A 16,531-nucleotide genomic window follows, 5' to 3' on the forward strand; every position below is an offset into this window, starting at 1 on the left:
TCAGTACCTCACTCTCGGGTCGATGAGGGCCGCGATGACGTCGACCAGGAAGTTCGTGACGGCGACGATGACGGCGAGCACGGCGACGATGCCCTGCACGGCGACGAAGTCTCGCGCCGAGAGGTACTGCTGCAGCTGGAAGCCGAGGCCGCGCCAGCCGAAGGTCGTCTCGGTGAGCACCGAGCCGCCGAGCAGCATCGCGATCTGCAGGCCCATCACCGTGATGATGGGGATGAGCGCCGGCTTGAGCGCGTGCTTCCGCACGAGACGCAGCTCGGAGACGCCGCGCGAGCGCGCGGCGTCCACGTACTCGGAGCCGAGCGTGCCGATGACGTTCGTCCGCACCAGGCGGAGGAAGATGCCCGCCGTGAGCAGGCCCAGCGTGAGGGCGGGCAGCACCGCGTGGCTGAGGACGTTCAGCGTGATGGTCGAGTTGCCGAGCCGCAGCGCGTCGAGGATGTAGATGCCGGTCGGGTTCTCGATCCGACCGAGCGCGATCGCGATCCGGGTGTCGGCGCGCCCGCTCAGCGGGAGCCAGCCGAGCCAGACCGAGAAGGTGAGCTTGAGCAGCAGGCCCGCGAAGAAGACGGGCGTGGCGTAGGCGAAGATCGCGAGGATGCGCAGCACGGCGTCGGGCCAGCGGTCGCGGAGGTAGGCCGCGAGCATGCCGAGCGGGATGCCGATCACGAGCGCGACGATGAGCGCGTAGATCACGAGCTCGAGGGTCGCGGCGCCGTACGTGACGATGATGTCGCTGATCTGGCGGTTGTCCGTGGCGGTCGTGCCGAAGTCGAGGCGCACGATCTGGCCGAGGTACTCGACGTACTGGACGATGATCGGCCGGTCGTAGCCGGCCGCGGCGAGCCGCTCGGCGAGCTGCGCCTCCGTCAGGCGGTCGCCCACCGAGGCGGTGATCGGGTTGCCGACCACGCGCATCAGGAAGAACACCAGCGTGACGAGGATGAAGACGGTGGGGATGATCAGGACGGCCCTGACCACCAGGTAGCGTCCGAGACCACCGCCTCCGCCGCCTGCACGGCGTCGTCGGGGGGCCGCGGGGGCGGGCCGCTCGGGGGCGATCTGGTCGCCGGTGAGCACTGTCACGTCGATGTGCCTCTCTGGGTGGAACGGGGGCGGACGCGAGGGGTGCCCCGCCCGTGGGCGGAGCACCCCTCGTCGTCGTGCCGTGTGGCGGTCGTCCTGCCGACTAGCGGCTGAGCGCTCCGTAGCGGAACTTGAACGACGGGTCGAGGGTGTCGTCGACGCCCTGGACGTCGCTGGCCGAGACGACGACCTGCGTGCCCTGGAGGAGCGGCAGCGTCGGCAGGTCGGCCGCGACGGCGTCCTGGATGTCCCCGATGAGCGCGGTGCGGGCCGTCTCGTCCTCCTCGGCGATCTCCTGCGACAGGAGGGCCTGGACGGCCGCCGAGTCGTAGTGGTTGCCGACGAAGTTGTCCTTCACGAAGAACGGCGACAGGTAGTTGTCGGCGTCCGAGAAGTCGGGGAACCAGCCGAGCTGGTAGACGGGGTAGGCGTCCTGGCGGCGCTCGGTGGAGTAGGTGTCCCACAGGGTCGACTGCAGGTTCACCGTGAACAGGCCGGACGCCTCGAGCTGCGTCTTGATGAGGGCGTACTCCTCGTCGCTCGACGCGCCGTAGTGGTCGGGGCTGTACTGCAGGTCGAGCTGGACGGGCACGTCCACGCCGGCCGCCGACAGCGCCGCGGTCGCGGCGTCGGCGTCCGGGCCGCCCTGGCCGTCGCCGTAGAGCGACTCGAGCGGCTTGGTGGCGCCGGTCAGGCCGTCGGGCACGACCGAGTAGAGCGGCGTGTACGTGTCGTTGTAGACCTCCTTGGCGAGGGCCTCGCGGTCGACGACGCTCGCGACGGCCTGACGCACGGCCAGGGACTTCGCCGCGTCGGCGTCGGGCTGGGTCGCGCCGTAGGGCATCGTGTCGAAGTTGAAGACCATGTAGCGGATCTCGCCGCCGGGGCCGTTGTGCACGGTCAGCGAGTCGTCCTTGGCCAGGTCGGCGAGGTCGGTCGGGCTCAGGCTGCGGTTCGCGACGTCGACGTCGCCCTCCTGCACGGCGAGCTTGAGGTCGGTCTCCTCCGTGTAGTACGTGGCCGTGATCGAGTCCGTCTTCGCCGCGCCGAGCACGCCGTCGTAGGACTCGTTGGCCGCGTACTGGATCGACTCGTTCTCGGAGTAGTCCGTGATCGTGTACTGGCCGGAGAAGGCGTTGCCCGAGACGATGTCGTCCGGCGTGGTCAGGCTGGTCGCCGAGAAGACGTCCTCGTCGACGACGGGCCCGGCGGGGCTCGAGAGGATCTGGGGCCAGGTCTGGTCGGCGCCCTTGAGCGTGAAGACGACGGTCTTGTCGTCGGGGGCCTCGGTGCTGGCGAGGTTGCCGAGCAGCGACGAGGGGCCGTTGTCGTCCGCGATGGCCAGCTGGCGGTCGAAGGTGAACTTCACGTCGCTCGAGGTCAGCGCGTTGCCGTTGGCGAACGTCAGGCCGTCCTTGAGGGTGACCGTGTAGGTGGTCGGGTCGGTGAACTCGGCCGACTCGGCGAGGTCGGGCTCGACGTCCGGGCTGCCGTAGGGCGAGTTCATGAGAAACCCGAAGACCTGGTTCTGCACCGCGAACGAGCCGTTGTCGTACGACCCGGCCGGGTCGAGGGAGGTGATGACGTCGGTGGTGCCGACGCTGATGCCGTTGAGCGCGTCGTCGGCCGCGTCGCCGCCGGACGCGCAGCCGGCCAGGACGAGAGCCGTGGCGGCTGCTCCTCCCATGACGGCGAGGACGCGGCGGTTGAGCCTGGAGTCGGATGTCATTCCGGTTGCCTCTTTCTCTGTGTGCAGGGACCCCGAGGCCGCAGCTGTGGGTGCGACAGTGCACGGGGGGTAGCTATTGGTAACACACAGTCAGCTCTCGGCTGCAACCGATAGGCGATCGTTTACAAACTCGCAACGAAGTTTGCCACGTGGTCCGGTCGCCTCACTGCTCGGCGGTGAGCGCCCTCCGTTCGACCTCGAGGGCGGCCAGCTGCACCTGTATCTCACGCCACTTGTCGGGGTCGGTCTTGACGTCCGTGCGGAACGACCGGCCCATCAGCTCCGACTTCTCCCTGATCAGGTCCCGTTCGACGATCGAGACGACGATGCCGCGGCAGTAGGTCGTGATCTCCCTGTCCTGGCGCTCCGGGATCGGCGCGACCGCCAGCTCCTTCGCCAGGGCGTCGAACGGCGCGGGCGTCTGGTCGAGCACGACGTCGAGCCAGGAGGCGTCGCCGAACTTGTCGAGGCTCGCGCCGATGGCGTCGCGCACGACCGCCAGGGAGGTGGTCTCGAGTCGCGCCTGGACCGCTCGCCGCATCAGCTCGAAGCCCACGGCGTCGGGGTGCTGCAGCATGGCCATGACCGCGTCGCGCTCGGTGCGGGTCGTCAGGTCGCCGGGCAGCGTCATGAGGCTGGGGCCCGCGGGCTCCTCGGGCAGGGGCGGCAGGCTCGTGATGGACTGACGCCCCTCGGAGGCGTTGGCCGGCAGCGCACGAGGTGCCGCCGCGACGGCCTGCGCCTGGCGCATCACGGACGTCACGACCTCGACGACGCTCTCCGTGTCCTCTCCGACCGCCTTCGCGAGGAACCGCGCGTAGCCGAGGCGGATCGAGTTGTCGCGGATGGACGCGACGGCCGGGGCAGCTGCTCGCACCGCGCTGGCACGGCCCTCGACCGTCTCGAGGTCGAACCCCACGACGCTGCGCTGGATCATGAACTCGAACATCGGTCGACGGGTGTCGATCATGCGCCGGACGGCGTCGTCGCCCCTCGCGAGCCGCAGGTCGCAGGGGTCCAGGCCCTCCGGCGGGAGGGCCACGAACGTCTGCGTCTGGAACCGCTGCTCCTCGGCGAAGGCCCGGGACGCGGCCTTCTGGCCGGCCTCGTCGGGGTCGAAGGTGAAGACGACCTGGCCGAGCGCCGAGAGGTCGTGTCCAGCGCTCTCGCCCAGCATCGGCCGCAGCAGCTTGATGTGGTCCACGCCGAAGGAGGTGCCGCAGGTCGCGACGGCGGTCGTCACGCCTGCGAGGTGGCACGCCATGACGTCGGTGTAGCCCTCGACGATGACGACCTGCTTGCCCTTCGCGATGTCGCGGCGGGCGAGGTCGAGCCCGTAGAGCACCTGCGACTTGTGGTAGATCGGCGTCTCGGGAGTGTTCAGGTACTTCGGGCCCTTGTCGTCGTCGAGGAGGCGCCTGGCCCCGAAGCCGATGGTCGACCCGGTGACGTCGCGGATCGGCCACACGAGACGGCCCCGGAACCGGTCGTAGGGGCTGCGGTCGCCCTGGCTCAGCAGCCCGGCCGTGACGAGCTCCTCGTCGGCGAAGCCCGCGCCCTTGAGGTGCGAGCGGAGGGCGTCGAACGACTTGGGCGCGAACCCCACGCCGAAGCGCTCGGCCGCCGCAGGGTCGAAACCGCGCTCGCCGAGGAACCGACGGGCCGGGTCCGCGTCCGCGGCGGTGAGGTGCTGGGCGAAGAACTCCCGCGCGGCCTCATTCGCGGCGATGAGACGCGCACGGCCGCCGTGGTCGCTCGCCTTGCCGCCGTCCTCGTAGCGCAGGGTGAAGCCGATCCGGCTCGCCAGCCGCTCGACCGCCTCCTGGAACGTCGTGTGGTCGGTCTTCATGACGAAGCTGTAGACGTCGCCGTCCTCACCGCAGCCGAAGCAGTGGTACCGGCCGACCTGGGGGCGGACGTGGAAGCTCGGGCTGCGCTCGTCGTGGAACGGGCAGAGGCCCTTCAGCGAGCCGACGCCGGCGCCCTTGAGCGTGACGTGGTCGCCGACGACGTCGGCGATGTTCGTGCGGGAGCGCACCTCGTCGATGTCGTCGCGCTTGATCAGGCCGGGCACGGGACGGTCCCTCCTGGGTGCTCGGGCCGGGTGGCGACGGAGGTCACGGGGCCGCTCATCGCGCCCCGACGAGGCGGTCGTGCCAGCTGACGGCGCTCTGGTCGGTCAGGGAGGCGACCTGGTCGACGACCACGCGCCTCCTGCCGGCATCGTCGTCGGCGACGGCCCAGTCGGCACGGAAGCCGGGGTCGAGCTCGGAGTCGCCCGTCGCCCAGAGGGCGTCGGACAGGGTCGTGAGCACCTCGCGCTGACGCTCGTAGATCGGCTGGCGGTGGCCCTGCGTCATCACGAAGGCCGCCGTGATGCCCTTGAGCACGGCGATCTCGCCGATCACGTCGGGAGAGATGACCATGCTCGCGCTGAACCGGATGAGGGACTGCTCGGCGTACGACTCTCGCGTGGACTGCGTGGCCGAGCCGGCGAAGCGGCCGATCAGCTGGCTGGTCAGGTTCTTCAGTCGGGCCTGGTCGAGACGGCCGCCGTCGTAGGAACGGAGCCAGAAGGGCTGGCGGCGGAGGCGGTCGAAGGCCTCCTCGAGCTCGTCGCGGCTGAGCTCGCCGCCGACCCACGCGTGCATGGCCGTGACCAGGGCCTCGTGGCCGTCGGGCGAGCCCAGGCTCGACACGTCGACGTAGCCGTTCACGACGGCGTCCTCGAAATCGTGCACCGAGTAGGCGATGTCGTCGGAGAGGTCCATCACCTGGGCCTCGATGCAGCGGCGACGCCTCGGCGCACCGGCCCGCAGCCAGTCGAAGGCGGCCGTGTCGTCGTCATAGAAGCCGAACTTCATGCGTCCGCCCGGGTCGGGGACGCCCTGCGCTGCTGGCCACGGGTACTTGCAGCTCGCGTCGAGGCTGGCGCGGGTGAGGTTGAGGCCGAAGCTGCGGCCCGTCGCGTCGATGACCTTCGGCTCGATGCGGGTGAGCAGACGGAGGGTCTGCGCGTTGCCCTCGAAGCCGCCGATGCCCGAGGACCACTCGTTCAGCGCTCGCTCGCCGTTGTGCCCGAAGGGCGGGTGGCCCAGATCGTGGGCCAGGCACGCGGTGTCCACGACGTCGGGGTCGAGGCCCAGGCTCGTCGCGAGCTCGCGGCCGACCTGCGCCACCTCGAGCGAGTGCGTCAGGCGGTTGCGGGCGAAGTCGAGCCCGGCAGTCGGGCTCAGCACCTGCGTCTTGGCAGCGAGGCGCCTGAGCGCGCTCGAGTGCAGCAGGCGTGCTCGGTCGCGGGCGAAGTCGCTCCGGCGGTTCGAGTGCTGCTCGGGCAGCCAGCGCTCGGAGTCGGCGGGGGCGTAGTCGACGCCGACGCCGTGCAGGGAGGCAGTGGTCACCGGGGGCCTCTCAGGCTGGCGGGTGCGGGTGCGGCCGCCGTGGCGGGTGCCGTCGCGATCGAGGGGGTGGGGCGGACGGACGTCGAGGAGGTCACGCCTCAGCCCCCGCTGTGGTGCAGCTCGGCCGCGACGAGCTCGCCGCGGAACGCCTCGTCGAGCTCTCGGCTCTCGAGCCAGCGGTCGGGCAGCGACGGCCGCTTCGGGCTGCCGGCGCGACCTCGCGGCCCCTCGGCCGCATCGCCGGGGTACGGCTGAGCGGCGTCGAGGGTCGCCAGCAGGTCGTCCATCTGCTGCAGCGACTCGACGGCCGCCAGGGCGGCTCGCGTGTCGCCGCCCACGGGGTAGCCCTTGAAGTACCAGGCGACGTGCTTGCGGATATCGCGGCAGGCGTGCGGCTCGTCGCCGTCGTAGAACTCGACCAGGAGCTCGGCGTGCCGTCGGAACGCCGCGGCCACCTCGCCGAGGGCCGGCTCGGCCTTCTGCTCCTCGCCGCGGAACGCGGCCGCGAGGTCGCCGAACAGCCACGGGCGCCCGAGGCAGCCCCGGCCGACGACGACACCGTCGCAGCCCGTCTCGTCGACCATGCGGAGAGCGTCGGCCGCGGACCAGATGTCGCCGTTGCCGAGCACGGGCACGCTCGTGACCGTCTGCTTCAGCTTCGCGATCGCCGACCAGTCGGCCTGGCCCGAGTAATACTCGGAGGCCGTGCGGGCGTGCAGAGCGACGCTCGCGACCCCCGCGCCCTCGGCCGCCCGGCCCGCCTCGAGGTACGTCAGGTGCTCGTCGTCGATGCCCTTGCGCATCTTCACGGTCAGGGGGACGTCGCCGGCGGCCTTCACCGCTCGCTCGACGATCTCGCGGAAGAGCCCGATCTTCCAGGGGAGGGCCGCTCCCCCGCCGCGCCGCGTCACCTTCGCCACGGGGCAGCCGAAGTTGAGGTCGATGTGGTCCGCGCGGTCCTCCGCGACCAGCATGGTGACCGCCTCGGCGACGGTGTTCGGCTCGACGCCGTAGAGCTGGATGCTGCGGGGCGTCTCGCTCTCGTGGTGCGTGATCAGCCGCATCGACTCGGGGGTGCGCTCGACGAGGGCGCGGCTCGTGATCATCTCGCTGACGTACAGGCCGGCGCCGTGCTCGCGGCACAGGCGACGGTAAGCCGTGTTGGTGATCCCGGCCATCGGCGCGAGCACGACGGGCGAGGCCACGTCGATCGGTCCGATCGAGAGGCCGGGGGAAGGCAGGGTGGTGGTGGTCATCGGTACGATTCTCCCATGAGCGATCCTGCCCCGACAGCCTCCGACGGTTCGCCTGTGGAGGACGTCACAGGGCCGAGCGACGTGCAGGGGCGAGGCACGCAGCGGCTCCTCGCTGACGCGGCGGAACGCGGCCTCGCCGTCGAGATCGTCGCGCGCCCGGCGGCGGACAGCCTCGAGGCGGCGGCGGCCCTGATGGGGGTCGACCCGTCCTCGGTCGTGAAGAGCCTCGTGGTGAAGCGGCACGACGGGACGTTCCTCTTCGCGCTCGTCCCCGGCGACCGACAGATCTCGTGGCGCAAGCTGCGGACCGTCGTCGGGGTGAACAAGCTCTCGATGCCTGCCGCCGAGGTCGCCCTCGACGCGACGGGCTTCGAGCGCGGCACCATCACTCCCGTCGGCAGCTCGACCGCCTGGCCCGTCGTGGCCGACGAGCGGATCGTCGGGCGTCGAGTGGCCATGGGCGCCGGCGGGCACGGCCTGAGCGCGTTCGTCGAGGCCGACGAGCTCATCGAGGCGTACTCCGCGACCGTGGCGGACATCAGCGACTGACCGCCGCCTCCGGGGCCGGGTCCGCCTCGGTCCGGACGTCGGCCGGTGACGCGCACGGGGTCAGGGCACCGACGGTGGCGACAGCGGCCGGCAGCAGGCACGAATCGCCCTCACAGGCGAGGGCGTCCGCGTCGCCGAGCATGGCGAACGGGCTCATCGGACGGCGTCCGTCCCGGTCGCGGCCGTGCCCGGCGCGGACGCGGCGCCGCTCGCCGTGGCCAGCTCGGACTGCACCTGCTGCAGGGCGCCGAGGAACGCCTCGGGCGCCTGGGCACCCGAGATCCCGTACTTGCCCTCGAGCACGAAGAAGGGCACGCCCGTGATGCCGAACGCCTGCGCCTGCTGCTGGTCGGCGCGCACGTCGGCGAGGTGCTGATCGGACTCGAGGGCCGCGACGACCTCGTCGCTGTCGAGGCCGACCTCGGCGGCCAGGTCGCCGAGGTCCGCGACGCGGCCCACGTGACGGCCCTCGACGAAGTAGGCGGCCAGCAGCCGCTCGGTCATCTCGAGCTGCAGGCCGCGCGCCTTCGCGAAGTGCAGGAGCTGGTGCGCCTTCACCGTGTTCGTGTGGTGCAGCGACCCGAAGTCGTAGGCGAGCCCGACCTCGGCGGCGATGCCGGTGACCTGGTCGAGCATGCCACGCACCTGGTCGGCCGGCATGCCCTTGTGCTCCACGAGGAAGTCGACCTCGTCGCCCTCGAAGTCGACCGGTGTGTCGGGCGACAGCTCGAACGAGTGGTACTCGACCTCGACCTCGCCGTCGAAGCGCGCCGCCGCGTCCTCGAACTTCCGCTTGCCGATGTAGCACCACGGGCAGGCGATGTCGCTCCAGACGTCGACCTTGATCGGGGAACTGGCGAGGGGCGAGGAGGCGGTGGTCGTGTCGGTCACGACAGGGCAAAGTCGGTGCGGGTCCGAGGCATTCCCGGGTCACGCCCCAGCCTCCAGCGGCGCCGGCCCCTCGCGCGCAGCACGCGGGGCAGCCGCGCCTCGGGGCGCGCGGAGGGCGGCGGGCCGCCGGCGAGCCCCACGAGCCTGTTCACCGCCTCCTGCACCGCCGCCCACTCCTCGCGGACCTGCCGGTAGCTGACCCTGCACGGCACGAATCCGGCCGCGATCGTCAGGAGGTCCTTCCGTCGATCGCGCTCGAAGTGGTCGGCGTGGTGCTCGCGACCGTCCGTCTCGAGCGACGCCGTCCCGTCGACGACGTGGTCGACCGCCTCGCCTCGCGGACCCACGACGACCTGACGCTCGACCACGCGGCCCGCCAGGCGCAGGCGGGTGCCCGCCGCGCTCTCGAGGATGCTCTGTGCGCCGACGTCGCTCCACTCAGCCAGCCCCGATGCGTCCGCTCGGTGCCGGCCGAGGACGACTCGGTCGTCCGCCTCGGTGATCAGCTGGACGGAGCGGGCCCAGTCGGCGAGGACGACCGCGTCCTCGAAGGTGGGCGTCTCGACCACGGCGCGGGCCAGAGCGTCGCGGGCGTCCACGGTCGCGGCGCCGCCCCGTTCGGCCACGTCTGCTCCGTCCCACACGACGCGCACGCCGTGGCGGCGCCTCAGGCGCGAGGCGGTGCGGGACACGGAGACGACGACGTCGGGGGGACGGAGATCCCACGCCCACGCGCCCAGGAGGGCGAGCGCGGCTGCCCCGGTCAGCCTCCCCCCGACCGCGACGGCGACGAACCTCGGGTCGGTGGGCGGCCAGGTCGAGTACCAGCCGCGCCTCGGACGCCGGACGTCGCGAGCCCGGACCGCCGCCGTGAGGTGCCTGTCGGTGGCGCCGTATCCGACGAGGTCGCGCTTGTGCAGCAGCCCGCCGGCCGCAGCCACCAGTTCTCGGATCGTCGTCATCTCCTGAGGATCTACGCCCATGTGCTCGTAGCGGTGGGCTCGAGGGCCAGCGTGTGGACGAGACGACCACCGCTCGACGGCGTGGAGGACGCACCTCCACCGCCACGGGGAGGACGCGACTCCACCGCCGCGTGCAGGCGCCCGGTGCCAGGGCCGCCCTGTGCACGTCGGCAACTCCTGAAGAACGCGACGCACGGTGCACCGACCTGCGCATCGCAGCCCGTCGGGCGTCCCCGATCAGGAGTTGCCGACCGCGGGCGGCGCATCCGGCAGCCCGGGCCCGGGGCCGGCGAACAGCGGTCGTGCCGGCCCCGGGCCGTACAGGCCCCGGGTCGTGCGAGCCGCGGGACGTGCAGGTCGCGAGCAGGCCGCGAGTACGAGTCGAGAGCGACGCGGAGCAGCCGGCGTCGGCAACTCCTGCGACGAGTGCAGGCAGTCGCACGCGACCCCGCTGCGTGCAACTGCGACGGGGCACCGTGCAGGAGTTGCCGACCGGCGACCCGACCCGGCCCGGCCCGGCCCCCGAGAGTCGCCCGCGGCCGGTGGCCCGGACATGCGCGGCGGGCACCGCAGGCGCGGAGGGCCGGCGGCCCGGCGGCGCCCGGCAGGCCCGCGGGGCGCTAGGCGCCGAGCAGCTGCTCCGCGAGGTACCCGCGCAGCGCCGACAGGGGCATGCGCTGCTGCTCCATCGTGTCGCGCTCGCGGACCGTCACCGCGTCGTCCTCGAGCGAGTCGAAGTCGACCGTGACGCAGAAGGGCGTGCCGATCTCGTCCTGGCGACGGTAGCGACGGCCGATCGCCCCGGCGTCGTCGAAGTCGATGTTCCAGTACTTGCGGAGGTCCGCGGCGAGGCCGCGCGCCATCGGCGAGAGCTGCTCGTTGCGGCTCAGCGGCAGGACGGCGACCTTGATCGGCGCCAGGCGGCGGTCGAGCTTCAGCACGGTGCGCTTGTCGACGCCGCCCTTCGCGTTGGGCGCCTCGTCCTCGGTGTACGCGTCGACGAGGAACGCCATGAGCGACCGGGTGAGGCCGGCGGCGGGCTCGATGACGTACGGCGTCCAGCGCTCGTTCTTGGCCTGATCGAAGTACGACAGGTCCTTGCCGGAGGCGGCGGCGTGCGTCTTGAGGTCGTAGTCGGTGCGGTTCGCGACGCCCTCGAGCTCGCCGAACTCGCCGCCGGCGAACCGGAAACGGTACTCGATGTCGACGGTGCGCTTCGAGTAGTGCGAGAGCTTCTCGGGAGCGTGCTCGTACAGGCGGAGGTTCTCGGGGTCGATGCCGAGGTCGACGTACCACTGGAAGCGGGCGTCGATCCAGTACTGGTGCCACTCTTCGTCGCTGCCGGGCTCCACGAAGAACTCCATCTCCATCTGCTCGAACTCGCGCGTGCGGAAGATGAAGTTGCCGGGGGTGATCTCGTTGCGGAAGCTCTTGCCGATCTGGCCGATCCCGAAGGGCGGCTTGATGCGAGAAGACTGCAGGATGTTGTCGAAGTTGGTGAAGATGCCCTGGGCCGTCTCGGGCCGGAGGTACGCCATGCCCTGCTCGTTGTCGACCGGCCCGAGGAACGTCTTGAGGAGGCCGGAGAAGTTCTGCGGCTCGGTCCACGATCCGGGCTGCCCGGTCTCGGGGTCGCGCACGTCGGCGAGGCCGTTCTCGGGCGGGTGACCGTGCTTGGCCTCGTACGCCTCGAGGAGGTGGTCGGCCCGGTAGCGCTTGTGGGTGTGCAGCGACTCGACCAGGGGGTCGCTGAACACCTCGACGTGCCCCGAGGCCTCCCACACCTGGCGCGGCAGGATGACGGCCGAGTCGAGCCCGACGACGTCGTCGCGGCCCTGCACCATGGTCTGCCACCACTGGCGCTTGATGTTCTCCTTGAGCGCGACGCCGAGGGGCCCGTAGTCCCAGGCCGACCGGGACCCGCCGTAGATCTCGCCCGACTGGAAGACGAACCCGCGGCGCTTGGCCAGGGCGATGACGGAATCGAGACGGTTGGGTGCTGCCACGGGGTGTGCTCCAGAGGATCGGTCCGGGCTCGGGGCCCGGCGGTCGAGGTACCCGGCAACTCTAGCCGCGCGGGCGGCTCGGCCCGCCCCGGCCCGGCGTCCGGACGAGCCCCGACGCCTCGACGCCTCGACGCCCCGACGCCCCGACGCCCCGACGCCTCGACGCCTCGACCATCCGGGTCAGCGTCCCAGGGAGGCGACGACCGCCTCCACGTCCTCGGCCGTGTTCCAGAGGTGGAAGGCGACCCGCACGCGACCGGCCCGGGCGGAGACGGTGAGGCCCGCCTCCCCCATCGCGGTGGCGGCCCGGCCGTCGACGTCGGCCCACGTGACGATCGCCTGGTGCTGCTCGGGCAGGTCGAGGCGTCGGCAGAGCTCGTCGCCGAGCCCGCTGGCGTGTGCCCAGGTCTCGGCAGGGTCGAGGCGGGCGAACGTGGCGAGGGCCGCCGCGGCGCCCGGCCAGGCCGGCCAGGCCGGCGAGACGTCGAAGGCGCGGGCGTCGTGGGCGAGCTGCATCGCGGGCCCGTAGCAGGACGACCAGACCGAGTCGCCCGCGTACCAACCGGCCTGCACGGGCCGCAGCTCCGCCAGGGCACGCTCGGACAGCGTCATGAAGGCCGCGCCCCGGGGGCAGCAGAGCCACTTGTAGGCGTGTCCGACCGAGACGTCCCACGCGGAGGCGTCGACCGGCAGGACACCCGCCGCCTGCGTCACGTCGCAGACGGTGAGGGCGCCGTGGACCGCGGCCGCGGCGCGGATCCTCGCGTCGTCGGCCACGACGCCGGTGGCCGACTGGACGGCCGACCACGCCACGCACCACGTCGAGGGCCCCACCGCCTCCGCCAGCTCGTCGACCGGGACGCTGCGCACCGTCACGCCCCGGTGCGCCTGCTGCAGGAACGGGTAGACGACCGAGCTGAAGTCGCCGTCGACGCAGACGACCTCGGCGCCGTCGGGCGCGGCCGCGGCGACCACGGAGACCATGGCCGAGGTCTGCGAGCCGACGGCGACGCTCGTGACGGGCACGCCCACCAGCCGCGCGTACGAGGCCCTGGCCTGCTCGACGACGTCCCCGTAGCCGACGGGCGAGCGCGACCCGGTGGCCCAGCGGGCGAGGTCGTCTCGCTGGGCCGCGAGCGTCTCGGCCAGGGGCAGCCCCATGGTGCAGGCGGCGAGGTACCCGGTGCCGCTCGCGAAGCGCGAGGCCGCCTCCGGGACGGTGAGGATGCTGGTCGTGTCGGGCATCGCCCCAGACTGGGCCGTGCGCCGCAGGACGACAAGACCAGGATGACGACACCACACATAACGTCGCGTTATGGTTCGAGCATGACCGACGACCTCGATCTGTCGACCCTCCGCATCGTGCGCGCCGTCGCCGACACAGGCACGGTGACCGCGGCCGCCGCCCAGCTGGGCTACAGCCAGCCGGCGCTCAGCCAGCACCTGCGGCGGGCCGAGGCCCGGGTGGGCCACCCGCTGCTGCTGCGGGCGGGCCGCGGGGTCGAGCTCACCGAGGCCGGGCGGCGCCTGGCCGAGCACGCCGTCCACGTGCAGGCCGCCCTCGACGCCGCTCGCCAGGAGCTCGACCACCTCGGCGGCGCGACCTCGGGACGGGTGCGGCTCGCGGGCTTCCCCAGCGCCTCCTCGACACTCGTGCCCGACGTGCTGTCGCGGCTGCGCACCAGCCACCCCGGACTGCAGGTCGACTACGTCGAGGCGGAGCCCCCCGAGGCGCTGACGCTGCTGCGCGACGGAGCCGTCGACGCCGCGGTGGTGTTCCGCCATGCGGGCCGGGCCGCCACCGATCGCGAGAGCGTGCCCGAGTCGCTCCGCGAGACCGCGCTGTTCGCCGACCGGACCGTGCTCGTGCTGCCCCGCCCCCACCCGTTCGTCGAGGGCGACGACTTCGGCACGCTGCACGCCGAGCGCTGGATCGGGGGCTGCCCGCGCTGCCGCGGCCACCTCCTCACCACCTGCGCGGCCGCGGACTTCGCGCCCGAGATCGTCCTCGAGACCGACAACGCGCTCGCCGTGCTCGGCCTCGTCGCGGCGGGCCTCGGGATCGCGCTGCTGCCGGGCCTGTCGCTGCAGTCGGCGGCGCTCCCCGAGGAGGTGCGGGTCGTCACCCTGCCCCCGTCCGTCTCGCGGGTGATCGCGGTCGCGCACCGCCGCGGGGCCCGGCGGGTTCCCAGCATCCGCGTCCTCACGGAGGCGGTGGCCGCGGTGCTGCCGGACCGGCACGGCCTCGAGGCGGTCGGGCCGCAGGGCGCTGTCACAGGCCCGAGCTAGGCTGACCGGACGAGACGAAGGGTGCCCGCTCCGTGAAGAGACGACTGACCGCCGTCGGCCTCGCCGCCGTCCTGCTGGTGGGCCTCACCGCCTGCTTCCCCGACCTCACGACCCTCCAGCCGGTCGGCCAGGCCGGCGTCGACGGCGGCTCGGGCCTGGGCGGCACGGCCACCCAGGCGCCCCAGCCCCAGGTCACGGGTGCGCCGGGCACCGGCGGAGGGACGGGCGGCGCCTCGCCCGACGAGCTGGCACCGGGCGGCACGCTCCTCAACCAGGTCAACTACAAGGACCTCACGATCTACGTCTACAGCGTCGGCACGCTGACGACCACGGCGCCCTCCATCTACGCGCGGCCCGACGGCAGCGACCCCTACCCCGCCGGCACCACCGTCGAGGCCACCGCCTACGTGCTGGCGAACAACTCGCAACGTCGGCTCGACCTCACCGACCTCAGCGCCGACTACTCCGCCTACGGCAACGACCTCGCCCAGCAGGACGTGTTCGCCGGCCAGGACCTGCTGACGGACGCCGGCTACTCGACGTCGCTCGGGTCGGCCTTCCCGGCGGACGCGGCGACCTGGTACCTGCTGCCGGGCGAGTCGGCCGTGTTCGCCAACGCCTGGTTCCACCGGCCCGCCGACGGGCCCCTCACCCTGCAGTTCCTCTGGCCCGCCGAGAGGATCTTCCTCGGCGCGAACATCCAGTTCTAGGCGCTGCCGGTCGTGTCGGCGCCGGTGCTGGTGCCGCTGGCCGCCGTCGTCGGCGCGTCGACAGCCCCGCCGAAGCGGCGAGAGCGTCTGGCGTATGTGACCACCGCCTCCCAGAGATCGGTCCTCGAGAAGTCCGGCCAGAGCCGGTCGAGGAACACCATCTCGGCGTAGGCCGACTGCCACAACAGGAAGTTGCTCGTCCGCTGCTCGCCCGAGCTGCGGACGAAGAGGTCGACGTCGGGCAGCTCGGGCGCGTACAGGTGGCGCTGGATGAGCTTCTCGGTGACCCCCGACGGCTTGACGCGGCCCGCCGCCACGTCCTCGGCGATGGCACGCACGGCGTCGGCGATCTCGGTGCGGCCGCCGTAGTTGACGCACATCGTGAGGGTCAGCACGTCGTTGCCCCGGGTGAGCTCCTCGGCGTACTGCAGCTCCTTGATGACGGAGCCCCAGAGCCGCGGCTTGCGGCCCGCCCACCGGACGCGCACGCCCCACGCGTTCAGCTGGTCGCGCCTCCGGTGCAGGACGTCGCGGTTGAAGCCCATCAGGAACTTCACCTCGTCGGGCGAGCGCTTCCAGTTCTCGGTCGAGAAGGCGTAGACGCTCAGGTGCTTCACGCCGAGCTGGATGGCGCCCGCGACGACGTCGAGCAGCGAGGCCTCGCCCTGCTTGTGGCCCTCGACACGGGACAGGCCCCGCGCGTTCGCCCATCGCCCGTTGCCGTCCATGACGATGGCGACGTGCTCGGGGACGGCGCCCCGGGGCAGCTCGGGCGGGTACAGGCCCGTCCAGTCGACGGGGCGCCAGTCGACGGAGTCGCGGTGGGTCTTCTTCACGGGGTGCCTTCCCTCGCGGCGGCGGGCAGTGCCCGGCCGGGCTCTCGGTCGATGTGCTGGAGCGAGCGGAGGCCGCGCTCGAGGTGCCACTGGGTGTAGGCGGCGACGACGCCGCTCGCCTGGTTGCGGGTCGCGTCCGGGGTCGCGTCGGCCGCCTCCCAGTCGCCGGTCAACAGCGCCGAGAGCAGCTCGAGCGCAGGAGGCGCGAGTCGCGGAGCCCCCGGAGGCGCGTGCTCGTCGGCCACCACTCCCCCGAGCTGCACCACGAACGCCGAGTGCGGCCCCGGGGCGCCCGACACGGCGCAGTCGCCGAAGCTCGGCGACCAGCCGGCGATGCTGAGCGCGCGGAGCAGGTAGGAGTCGAGGGTGAGCTGGGGGGCGTGCTCCCGCCGACTCAGCGACCGCAGGGCGCCGACGAGGAGGAGGTACTGCTGCAGGCCGGCCTCGGCGTCGGTCAGCTTGTCGGCCGTCTCGACCATGACGCTCCCGGCCGTGTAGCTCGCGTAGTCGGCGGCGATCAGGGCACCGTAGGAGCCCAGCGACTCGGCCTGGGTCACCACGTCGAGCGACCGGCCCTCGTAGAGCTGCACGTCCGCCACCATCATCGGCTCGAGACGCGAGCCGAACTTCGACCCGGTGCGCCGGACCCCCTTGGCCACGGCCCGGATCTTGCCGTGCTGGCGGCTGAGCATGGTGAGGATGCGGTCCGCCTCACCCAGCTTGTGGGTGCGCAGCACGACGCATTCATCTCGGTACACGGGCACTCGGCCATGATCCCACGCGTGGTACAAGTGCAGG

At 72.2% G+C, this 16,531-nt stretch carries 14 protein-coding genes; 3 read left to right on the forward strand and 11 right to left on the reverse strand.

Annotated features, from left to right (window positions below; all coding sequences use genetic code 11):
* From EDF18_RS02565 to dusB, 5 genes are all read right to left on the reverse strand, one after another.
* Nucleotides 1–1,080: an ABC transporter permease gene (locus EDF18_RS02565; protein WP_369878212.1), complete on the reverse strand. Its 1,080-nt coding sequence runs from the start codon at nt 1,078–1,080 to the stop codon at nt 1–3.
* A 127-nt stretch (nt 1,081–1,207) separates the two neighbouring features.
* Nucleotides 1,208–2,833, reverse strand: a complete 1,626-nt coding sequence (locus EDF18_RS02570) for an ABC transporter substrate-binding protein (RefSeq protein ID WP_123546116.1) — start codon at nt 2,831–2,833, stop codon at nt 1,208–1,210.
* A gap of 163 nt (nt 2,834–2,996) precedes the next feature.
* Entirely contained in the window at nt 2,997–4,907 is a 1,911-nt protein-coding gene (gene dnaG, locus EDF18_RS02575; RefSeq protein WP_123546118.1) for a DNA primase, read from the reverse strand.
* A 55-nt stretch (nt 4,908–4,962) separates the two neighbouring features.
* Nucleotides 4,963–6,234: a deoxyguanosinetriphosphate triphosphohydrolase gene (locus EDF18_RS02580; RefSeq protein ID WP_123546120.1), complete on the reverse strand. Its 1,272-nt coding sequence runs from the start codon at nt 6,232–6,234 to the stop codon at nt 4,963–4,965.
* 98 nt (nt 6,235–6,332) lie between these two features.
* Nucleotides 6,333–7,490 carry a tRNA dihydrouridine synthase DusB gene (dusB, locus tag EDF18_RS02585; protein WP_123546122.1) on the reverse strand — a complete coding sequence of 386 codons (1,158 nt, stop codon included), beginning with the start codon at nt 7,488–7,490 and terminating at the stop codon, nt 6,333–6,335.
* Between the two features lie 15 nt (nt 7,491–7,505).
* Between dusB and EDF18_RS02590 the strand changes: the two genes are divergently transcribed.
* Nucleotides 7,506–8,039 (forward strand): aminoacyl-tRNA deacylase, encoded by a 534-nt coding sequence (locus tag EDF18_RS02590; protein ID WP_123546124.1) that lies wholly within the window; start codon nt 7,506–7,508, stop codon nt 8,037–8,039.
* 153 nt (nt 8,040–8,192) lie between these two features.
* Here the strand turns inward: EDF18_RS02590 and EDF18_RS02595 are convergent, their stop codons facing one another.
* From EDF18_RS02595 to EDF18_RS02610, 4 genes are all read right to left on the reverse strand, one after another.
* Complete coding sequence (locus EDF18_RS02595) at nt 8,193–8,930, reverse strand: DsbA family protein (RefSeq protein WP_123546126.1); 738 nt, start codon at nt 8,928–8,930, stop codon at nt 8,193–8,195.
* A complete protein-coding gene (locus EDF18_RS02600) occupies nt 8,927–9,892 on the reverse strand; it encodes a hypothetical protein (protein ID WP_123546128.1) in 966 nt (321 codons plus the stop codon). Before EDF18_RS02600 ends, EDF18_RS02595 begins: the two co-directional genes overlap by 4 nt.
* Nucleotides 9,893–10,512: 620 nt before the next feature.
* Complete coding sequence (locus EDF18_RS02605; protein ID WP_123546130.1) at nt 10,513–11,898, reverse strand: glycine--tRNA ligase; 1,386 nt, start codon at nt 11,896–11,898, stop codon at nt 10,513–10,515.
* A 180-nt stretch (nt 11,899–12,078) separates the two neighbouring features.
* On the reverse strand, nt 12,079–13,143 hold the full coding sequence (locus tag EDF18_RS02610; RefSeq protein WP_123546132.1) for an aminotransferase class V-fold PLP-dependent enzyme: 1,065 nt from the start codon (nt 13,141–13,143) through the stop codon (nt 12,079–12,081).
* 81 nt (nt 13,144–13,224) lie between these two features.
* On the opposite strand from EDF18_RS02610, the gene EDF18_RS02615 reads away from it, so the two are divergent.
* Together EDF18_RS02615 and EDF18_RS02620 are read left to right on the forward strand one after the other, a co-directional pair.
* On the forward strand, nt 13,225–14,187 hold the full coding sequence (locus EDF18_RS02615; RefSeq protein ID WP_233568951.1) for a LysR family transcriptional regulator: 963 nt from the start codon (nt 13,225–13,227) through the stop codon (nt 14,185–14,187).
* Between the two features lie 32 nt (nt 14,188–14,219).
* Nucleotides 14,220–14,897 carry a hypothetical protein gene (locus tag EDF18_RS02620; RefSeq protein WP_123546136.1) on the forward strand — a complete coding sequence of 226 codons (678 nt, stop codon included), beginning with the start codon at nt 14,220–14,222 and terminating at the stop codon, nt 14,895–14,897.
* Here the strand turns inward: EDF18_RS02620 and EDF18_RS02625 are convergent.
* Both EDF18_RS02625 and recO read right to left on the reverse strand, forming a co-directional pair.
* Complete coding sequence (locus tag EDF18_RS02625; RefSeq protein ID WP_123546138.1) at nt 14,894–15,733, reverse strand: isoprenyl transferase; 840 nt, start codon at nt 15,731–15,733, stop codon at nt 14,894–14,896. The genes EDF18_RS02620 and EDF18_RS02625 overlap by 4 nt on opposite strands.
* The gene (recO, locus tag EDF18_RS02630; RefSeq protein ID WP_123546140.1) at nt 15,730–16,497 is read right to left on the reverse strand and encodes a DNA repair protein RecO; all 768 of its coding nucleotides are present in this window, start codon (nt 16,495–16,497) and stop codon (nt 15,730–15,732) included. The genes EDF18_RS02625 and recO overlap by 4 nt, the downstream gene beginning before the upstream one ends.
* Between the last annotated feature and the right edge of the window lie 34 nt (nt 16,498–16,531).

This window comes from Frigoribacterium sp. PhB107 (assembly GCF_003751515.1).
Classification (GTDB): Bacteria; Actinomycetota; Actinomycetes; order Actinomycetales; family Microbacteriaceae; genus Frigoribacterium.

What these genes read in the sequence shown, in the direction of transcription:
- EDF18_RS02600 (WP_123546128.1), bottom strand. Translation starts at nt 9,892, where the DNA reads ATGACGACGATCCGAGAACTGGTGGCTGCGGCCGGCGGGCTGCTGCAC.
- dusB (WP_123546122.1), bottom strand. Translation starts at nt 7,490, where the DNA reads ATGACCACCACCACCCTGCCTTCCCCCGGCCTCTCGATCGGACCGATC.
- EDF18_RS02610 (WP_123546132.1), bottom strand. Translation starts at nt 13,143, where the DNA reads ATGCCCGACACGACCAGCATCCTCACCGTCCCGGAGGCGGCCTCGCGC.
- EDF18_RS02590 (WP_123546124.1), top strand. Translation starts at nt 7,506, where the DNA reads ATGAGCGATCCTGCCCCGACAGCCTCCGACGGTTCGCCTGTGGAGGAC.
- EDF18_RS02570 (WP_123546116.1), bottom strand. Translation starts at nt 2,833, where the DNA reads ATGACATCCGACTCCAGGCTCAACCGCCGCGTCCTCGCCGTCATGGGA.
- EDF18_RS02615 (WP_233568951.1), top strand. Translation starts at nt 13,225, where the DNA reads ATGACCGACGACCTCGATCTGTCGACCCTCCGCATCGTGCGCGCCGTC.